This is a genomic window from Coxiella endosymbiont of Ornithodoros amblus, from assembly GCF_019425495.1.
In the GTDB taxonomy this organism is placed as follows: Bacteria; Pseudomonadota; Gammaproteobacteria; order Coxiellales; family Coxiellaceae; genus Coxiella.
This window is the reverse complement of sequence record NZ_VFIV01000062.1, coordinates 1-7,422: the sequence shown is the minus strand read 5'-3', so window position 1 is coordinate 7,422 and position 7,422 is coordinate 1. Positions and strand designations below refer to the sequence as shown.

The window sequence follows — 7,422 nt, the reverse complement described above, 5'->3', positions numbered from 1 at the left end:
CTTTTGCAATAAATATCAACACCAAGTATTTTAATATCTTTCATCACCTGCTCTTTATTTAAAATAGAAATTCTGTGTTGGCGCATTATAACGCCCCCTTTAAAGAGCGCACTTTTCATTGGGTTGTGAGATACGTTTTTTATTTAAGAATTTTTTAATGTCGGTGTGTTAATTTTGTCATCAAATATCGAAAAATTTACGGGGAAATAAGAGATGCTAGTTAAGCTGTGGGATGAATTTCAACCGACGATTCCTGAAGTTAGGGAGTTATTACTTTTACACTAACATAATCAAGAAAGAGAAACAATTCTGCTCAACTTACAAAGAGCAAAGGCAGCCAAACAAAATGATACCTGGTATACCGCTTTCGATCTACTCTCCTTTCGAAATAGGAGGGACAAGGGAAATACCCCTAGGTTGGATGGATCCTCTAATTATGGTTTTCTATTGAAGCTGTCTCCTCTCCAGGCGGACCCTCTTCTTTTATAAAAAATTATACAGCCTCCGCGGACAGGGATTGATTACTTCTCGAGAAAAATATATTAGTTGCTAGGACAACAAACATGTTCTGATATGAACCCGTTTTCAGCATTCGTAATTTACTGGAAATTAAAAGAGAATGGTATTCGTTAGCTTATAGAACTCTTTCCAGAGGAAACGAGAGAAAGTCAACTCCTCAATTTAGTTCATCAACGAATTTATCATGATAACCTAAACCAATCTAGAGAGACCACCTTCCACCGCCTGAAAAAAGAAATCTTTTTGGCACGTTATTCCCAGATGCTTATTACTCAGAGAATTGCGGAAAATGGGTTCTTACTGTAAAAATTTTTTATCTTAATTTAAAGGTCCCATCAAAAAACTTGAACTGTTAGCCGAAGCAATCAGCAACGCGCCTTCTCTCAAGGCTAGCGAAAAACAAAAATTTGCGAAACTACTTCTACTTCAGGAATGTTCACTACCACTTTTATTATCAACAGACCATCAAAAGGAAACAAATAATCCAACCAATTCAACAACAGTGGACATGTTACGTCTAAAGAACGTCTTCAAAATTCTCGATCACGTAATACGCTGGTTGCAAGATAATGATTTAGAAAAATACATCAAAGTTTGGCAACACGCCAGAAAATTTATTTTATGAACTCGTTCACTTTAATCTTAAAACACGAAAAATCGGCACCCTCACCCTTTCAGATCGACCGGCTCTCTAACAGTTATTCCGCGTAATGAGTGGAATGGAAGATTGAGCCCAGCGGTTTCTAATCTTTTATCTAAGTCTCTTCGAAAAAAAGAGGATGAAGAAATAAAGGAAGAAGAAAGAGTAGGCATTCCTTTTCTATAACACCCCCTATAATTTATTCCGATCAACATGGCCAAACGGTTCTAGGTTACTAGGCAAAGCATGAGCCAGAAAATTTGATATCGGAATTATGCACTCTGAAGAATAAGAAACATCTTAGCTCTACCAAAATATGTCATTTACTGCAACAGAAAAAAAAGATAGTGAGACCCATTTTTTTTATTTTAACTTGCTGTCGTCCTTATCTTTTTTCTAATTTCATAGACTCTCTTCAACTTTCAGCCGAACAACTATTAAGTTTAGTTCACCTCTCGACTTATCCCCGCTCTGAGGATGGTTCTCGGCATAATCTCTTTGACCAACTCCTAGTGGCTGATCGTAGCGGCAAACGGCTCGTAACTATTCTTAAAATCCTGCCCTACTTTAATAATAATCCTATCAAAAAAATTGAATTGCTTGCGGGAATACTTCATTTCGCACTTTTTCTTCTCGCCTATCCAAAGCTCTTACACTCTATAAAGATCATTTTCGACCTCTTTTAGCTTCGAAAAACTTGATGATACCCCTTTTGCCGTTTTAGCGTTTTTTTAAGGAAAAAGTCAGCAAAGATGGTGCTCAAAGAAGTAAGCACAGACAAGCGGGAAAATTTAGAATTAATGGAGGTTGATACTAAAAAAGCAATGATAGTTCATTCTTATTGGCCGCTGTTGTTTTTTGATCGGGATTGGGAAGAAGTCCTTGCTGTAGGAACAAGTAGCACCTCAAAATTACTAAATAAACGGCCTACTTCTTTCTTTAGTTTTTTTCAAGGCCAAGCCTAGACAGGAATACGTCTTCCTCGTCTTGCCGCCACCATCCTGGAAAGACCTGCTAAATCACGTCGGTCGGCAATTTCGCGATAGCCGGCGGCTTGCAGTAATGTCATAATCTTTTCGGCTTGATCGTAGCCGTGTTCCAGTAATAGCCATCCTCCGTCAACCAAATAGGATCTAGCTTCGTGAATAATTATTTTTATAGCGGATAATCCATCGGAGCCAGCGGCTAACGCTTCGCGGGGTTCGTGTTTCAATTGTTGAAGGTGTTGATCATTGTCTGAAATATAAGGGGGATTTCCCACAATGGCATGATAATCACGTCGTGGTAAAGCTTGGCACCATTCACCATGATAGAAATTACAATTTTTAATTTCATGTTGTTTTGCATTTATTTCTGCAATTTTTAAAGCTGTTTGAGAATTATCGCTCGCGTCAATGGTCCAATAGGGACGCTCAACCGCAATCGCTAAGGCAACAGCGCCTGAACCCGTGCCCAAATCGGCAATACGTAATTTTGCGTCTTTAGGTAGGTTTTTTAAAATCCATTCCACGAGCATTTCGGTTTCAGGACGCGGAATAAGTACATCCGATATTACTTTTAAATTAAGTGACCAAAATTCTTTTTGACCTAAAATGTAAGCGATGGGTTCCCCTTTCAGACGGCGTTTTACATAAGCTGATAATGTTTTTTGTTGTGAAGAAATCAATTGAATTTCAGGATAAGCAAATAAGTCAGCACGTGATTTTTTAAGGATATACTCAAGTAATAATTCTGCATCTAAACGGGGAGTTTTCGAAATGGTGGTCAGTTTCTGCGATATATTTTTAATAGCCTCTTTTATGCTTAGCACTTTTATTCCCCGCTTAGCTCAACTAGTTGCTCCGCTTGCAATTCTCGCATTAAAGGCCCAATGACCGAATCTAAATCACCGTCTATCACTTCATCCAATTGATAAAGCGTTAAATTGATGCGATGGTCTGTCACGCGGCCTTGAGGGAAATTGTAGGTACGAATGCGTTCCGAGCGATCACCGCTTCCTACTAACGATTTTCGTTTAGCCGCTTGCTCTTGGTCTTGCTTCGCTCGCTCGGCAGCCAGTAATTTTGATTGCAATAAAGAGATCGCACGTGCTTTATTTTTATGTTGCGAACGTTCGTCCTGACATTCGACAACCACTCCGCTGGGTAGGTGCGTAATCCGAATCGCGGAATCGGTTCGATTAACGTGTTGGCCACCCGCGCCGGAAGCACGAAAAGTATCGATTCGTAATTCTGCTGGGTTAATTTTAATTTGATCGATTTCTCCAACTTCAGGCATTATCGCAACGGTACAAGCGGAGGTATGGATTCGCCCTTGGGATTCCGTCACAGGTACGCGCTGAACACGATGCGCGCCGGATTCAAATTTTAATTGCGAGTAAACACCTTCACCTTTCACCCGCGCGATTACCTCTTTAAAACCACCGTGCTCACCTTCATGGGCCAATACGATATTCATTTTCCATCCTTTTGTTTCAGCGTATCGCGCATACATTCGGAATAAATCGCCGGCAAAAATAGCCGCCTCATTGCCGCCTGTGCCGGCGCGAATTTCAAGAAAAACATTGCGCTCATCATTCGGGTTTTTAGGAACTAACAAAAGTTTCAATTGATCTTCTAATTTTTCTTTTTTAAGCGTTAATTGTTCTAATTCTTCTTCAGCTAATTTTCTTAATTCCGGATCTTTTTCTTGTTGCATCTCCTCAGTCAATTCAATTGTTTTTTCATTTTCTTGAAACTGCTGGAAACACTTTACGATGGGTTCAAGCTGGGCGTATTCTTTCCCTAATTCACGATAGCGATCTTGATCATTAATCACGATTGAATCGCTTAATAAACCGCCAATTTCTGAATAGCGATAGGTTAATGTTTTTAATTTTTCAATAAGAGATTGTTTCATAATTCATAAATCAAATAATTCTCTAACTGATAATAATAATTGCATCTGATCTTCATACGCTGCTTGCCTTAATTTTGTTGTCGGCTGATGTAAAATTTTATTCGTTAAATTTTGGGCGAAGCGAGCGATAACCACTTTTGGGTCGTTGATCCGTCGAAAATGCGCCAGTGCCTTCTCCAACTCCTGATCACAAAGCATTTCCATCCGTTCCAGAAATCGGCGTATCGTATTGCCGGCTTTGTGCACCTGTAATTGGCGCATTATAATGGATCTCCTGTATTTTCCACCATAGCCTCCTCAGCTTGTTTAGCGGCCGCTTCGCGTGTTCGGCGATTCTGTGCGATGAGAGTTTGCAAGTCATCAATATTATAAAGGTAGACATCCTCTAATTGAACTGTTTCGGGTTCAATGTCGTGCGGTAAGGCGGCGAAGTCGGCCATAAAAAGAGGCCGACGTTTACGCTGGCGCAAAGCGCTTTCAACTGCGCCTTTTCCCACTAAAGGCAATTGACTCATTGTCGCGCTAATTAACAATATCGACTTTAGGTAAATACGCTGGGATGTCAAACAGACGAATAGTCTGAGCCTGATAGGGTTTGCAATTTGTTTAGCCCGCATTAAATGCGATTAGCAATAAAAAAATGACACCGCCTTGTTTATATAGATGCGAGAAAACGACTTTAATCGTCTCACCTGCCCCAATCAACAATATTTGACACTGGTTCAGATGAGAAAAAATTCGTTTCGCCAACTGCACAATGGCGTACGCTATTGAAACGGGATTAGCTCCAATGCCTGTTTCACTGCGGATACGCTTAGTTGCCGCAAAAAACAGCGGGAAAGAGGTGACCTAGAGCTCACTTCCCACAGCGCACAGCGCCTATTCGGCGCGCCAATAAATACGATTGCTTCATTTGACCTAGAATTTGCGGCTCACCTAAGACCATGGAATCTAACCCACTTCCTACGCGCATGACATGGAACGCCATTTCGATGTCGCGACGCGCATAGCAAAAAGATCGAAGATTGATGTCCGATATTGTGGTTGCTTTAACAACTAACGGAGAACAGTCGCCGCCTCATCAATGATGGTATAAATTTCTGTGCGGTTGCAAGTAGACAACAACAGGGCCTCGTTAACGGCTTTTTCTGCCAGTAAACTTTTAAAACTAAAGGCGTTCGATCAGGCGTAAACACCAGTTTTTCACGGACAGTTAAAGGCGCCGATTGATGATTAATCCCGCAAACCAGCAGAGGCATGTTACCTGTCTCCTTTAAGTTGGGAAGATGATACTATAAATGGAAACACGTCATCCTGCAGGATTTCGGGCTTTTGTATAAATTTCGCTTCTCGGGCCGTAAAACGACTATACGCTATAAATAACATAATGAAAAAACTAATTATTATCTACCTTTATTTGTTACTGTTGCTCAATTTGCCATGGCGCTTTATTTGTCGGCTTTGCCCGCTTTAACCACCTATTTTCACACTTCCCCCGGTGTCATCCAGTTGAGTTTGACCTTATTTCTCATTGCTTTTGGGTTCTCTCAATTATTTTAGGGTTCTTTGTCTGATTATTATATGGCCGAAAACTTTGCTATTGATTGGGATCGTTATTGTGATGATAGGATTCCTAATCGTTTTTTCATCAGGCATCTTTCTTTGTTGCTGATAGCTCGAGTGGTTCAGGGTTTCGGTATTAGCCCGCGCGGTTATCCGCGATTGATTTAAAGTGAAAAAATTAGTCCAAGCACTTTCCCTTTTAATTATGGCGGATTCCCTACCTCCAACGATTACACCTTTTATCGGCGGCCATATTCAACATCAGCTGTTGGCACCCGATTTTTATTTTTTGCCCTTTTACTCGTGTTTAATTTTATTGGCAATCTTCTTTTTGCTTCCGGAAACAAAAAAGAGCGAACCGCTCACTTTTAAAATGGGCACTTTGCTCAGTAATTATAAATTACTGCTTTAGACATCCCATTTATATCAAATACGTTGTGTGTATTATCATGGCCTACGCTTGTCAAATTCTTTATTTGTGAATTTCTCCTTTTATTCTTCAAAACGGATTAAAGCTGAATGCCGCTCAATACGGTACTATTATTACGCTGCCAGCCATTGGGTATTTTGTGGGAAACTTTCTTTATCCCCATTATATTCTGTGTCATTGGCATAATATACCCTCGTGTTATTAGCGGCTCACTCTATCTTTTTCCGCAAATGACAGAGACACGGGCGCCTTGTCAAACACCACAAATGGCAGGTACAAGCAGTATAGCGGGCGTTACCAACGCATTACACATTGGGGCTCGGGATTTTACTTTGCAGCGCAATTGTTCTATTGATGATATTTAGTATTATGAGGACGTCCGTTCAATGATAATGCCTGCGCCATCTGCATCTTCAAAAATAGAGGGTTTAGTGATGCTGAGTTGTATCCAACTCATCTTAAAGCGCCTCAATAAAAAATCGGCACATCGTTCGGCCAATGTCTCAATTAAATTGAATCGATGTTCGTTTAGGAAATGCATGAGACTTTCGCGAACGCTAGCATAGTCAATGGTATGAAGAATTTCATCCGATAACGCTGCCTCCTTTGCATCGATATGATAAATAATATCGATCGTAAGAATCTGTTTTTTTGCTTTTTCGTGACGCAAAATACCGACTTGCGCAGGCACATGTAAGTTACGAATAAAAAGTTTATCCACCGGATTGTTTTTCGCGAATCTCTTCAAAAGTTTTACAATCAATACATTTGGTAGCTGTAGGGCGCGCTTCTAATCGACGAATGCCGATTTCGGCTCCGCAATCTTTACAGAAACCATAATCACCGTTATCAAGCGCATCTGCTGCTCGCTCAATTTTTTTAATTAGCTTTCGTTCACGATCACGGGTGCGGAGTTCTAAACTAAATCCTTCTTCTTGGCTAGCCCGATCCAGCGGATCTGCATACACGTTGGCTTCTTCTTTCAAATGTACAACCGTAGAGTCGACCTCTTTCATCAGCTGCTTTTTCCATTCAGACAAAATCTTCCGAAAATGTTCCTGCTGTTTTCCGTTCATATATTCCTCACCCCGCGTTAATTTATAGGGGGAAAACCTAAGATCAGTTGTCTTTGTTTTCATCACTTTCGATACCGCCATTTCTGCCTCCTCACAGCCGTAGAGTGCTAACTAAAAACTCACACATTCTATACCAAACTCCGAAACTCTCAAGCAGAAATTTGATTAAAAAAACCTCCATACACGAAGGAAAGCGATGAGTTTGTTTCCTGAGCAGGTGGAATTAATGGAAAGGCTTGTTTTAATTGAAGCAATTGATTATTGGGTTGAAAATAATTTCCCTTACATTTTCTAAG

Annotated in this window: 10 protein-coding genes and 1 pseudogene; 2 read left to right on the top strand and 9 right to left on the bottom strand. The window is 40.4% G+C overall.

What is annotated here, in order from left to right; all coding sequences use genetic code 11:
• Nucleotides 1-1,911: 1,911 nt before the first annotated feature.
• Complete coding sequence (locus tag FIV31_RS06745) at nucleotides 1,912-2,124, top strand: hypothetical protein (RefSeq protein WP_280124239.1); 213 nt, start codon at nucleotides 1,912-1,914, stop codon at nucleotides 2,122-2,124.
• Here the strand turns inward: FIV31_RS06745 and prmC are convergent.
• The 7 genes from prmC to FIV31_RS06710 form a co-directional block, all read right to left on the bottom strand.
• On the bottom strand, nucleotides 2,121-2,969 hold the full coding sequence (prmC, locus tag FIV31_RS06740) for a peptide chain release factor N(5)-glutamine methyltransferase (protein WP_280124238.1): 849 nt from the start codon (nucleotides 2,967-2,969) through the stop codon (nucleotides 2,121-2,123). The genes FIV31_RS06745 and prmC overlap by 4 nt on opposite strands.
• Nucleotides 2,970-2,971: 2 nt before the next feature.
• Nucleotides 2,972-4,057: a peptide chain release factor 1 gene (gene prfA, locus FIV31_RS06735; protein WP_280124237.1), complete on the bottom strand. Its 1,086-nt coding sequence runs from the start codon at nucleotides 4,055-4,057 to the stop codon at nucleotides 2,972-2,974.
• A 3-nt stretch (nucleotides 4,058-4,060) separates the two neighbouring features.
• On the bottom strand, nucleotides 4,061-4,318 hold the full coding sequence (locus FIV31_RS06730) for a glutamyl-tRNA reductase (protein WP_280124236.1): 258 nt from the start codon (nucleotides 4,316-4,318) through the stop codon (nucleotides 4,061-4,063).
• Nucleotides 4,318-4,674: a hypothetical protein gene (locus FIV31_RS06725; protein WP_280124235.1), complete on the bottom strand. Its 357-nt coding sequence runs from the start codon at nucleotides 4,672-4,674 to the stop codon at nucleotides 4,318-4,320. Before FIV31_RS06725 ends, FIV31_RS06730 begins: the two co-directional genes overlap by 1 nt.
• Nucleotides 4,664-4,813: a hypothetical protein gene (locus FIV31_RS06720; RefSeq protein WP_280124234.1), complete on the bottom strand. Its 150-nt coding sequence runs from the start codon at nucleotides 4,811-4,813 to the stop codon at nucleotides 4,664-4,666. The genes FIV31_RS06725 and FIV31_RS06720 overlap by 11 nt, the downstream gene beginning before the upstream one ends.
• 100 nt (nucleotides 4,814-4,913) lie before the next feature.
• Complete coding sequence (locus FIV31_RS06715; RefSeq protein ID WP_341873975.1) at nucleotides 4,914-5,051, bottom strand: hypothetical protein; 138 nt, start codon at nucleotides 5,049-5,051, stop codon at nucleotides 4,914-4,916.
• Between the two features lie 62 nt (nucleotides 5,052-5,113).
• The gene (locus tag FIV31_RS06710) at nucleotides 5,114-5,182 is read right to left on the bottom strand and encodes a hypothetical protein (RefSeq protein WP_280124240.1); all 69 of its coding nucleotides are present in this window, start codon (nucleotides 5,180-5,182) and stop codon (nucleotides 5,114-5,116) included.
• 315 nt (nucleotides 5,183-5,497) lie between these two features.
• On the opposite strand from FIV31_RS06710, the pseudogene FIV31_RS06705 reads away from it, so the two are divergent.
• A pseudogene (locus tag FIV31_RS06705) lies at nucleotides 5,498-6,440 on the top strand (MFS transporter).
• On the opposite strand, the gene FIV31_RS06700 reads toward FIV31_RS06705, so the two are convergent.
• Both FIV31_RS06700 and dksA read right to left on the bottom strand, forming a co-directional pair.
• Nucleotides 6,418-6,771, bottom strand: a complete 354-nt coding sequence (locus FIV31_RS06700) for a dihydroneopterin aldolase (protein WP_280124232.1) — start codon at nucleotides 6,769-6,771, stop codon at nucleotides 6,418-6,420. The pseudogene FIV31_RS06705 and the gene FIV31_RS06700 sit on opposite strands and share 23 nt — an antisense overlap.
• On the bottom strand, nucleotides 6,764-7,207 hold the full coding sequence (gene dksA / locus FIV31_RS06695) for an RNA polymerase-binding protein DksA (protein ID WP_280124231.1): 444 nt from the start codon (nucleotides 7,205-7,207) through the stop codon (nucleotides 6,764-6,766). Before dksA ends, FIV31_RS06700 begins: the two co-directional genes overlap by 8 nt.
• Nucleotides 7,208-7,422: the final 215 nt, after the last annotated feature.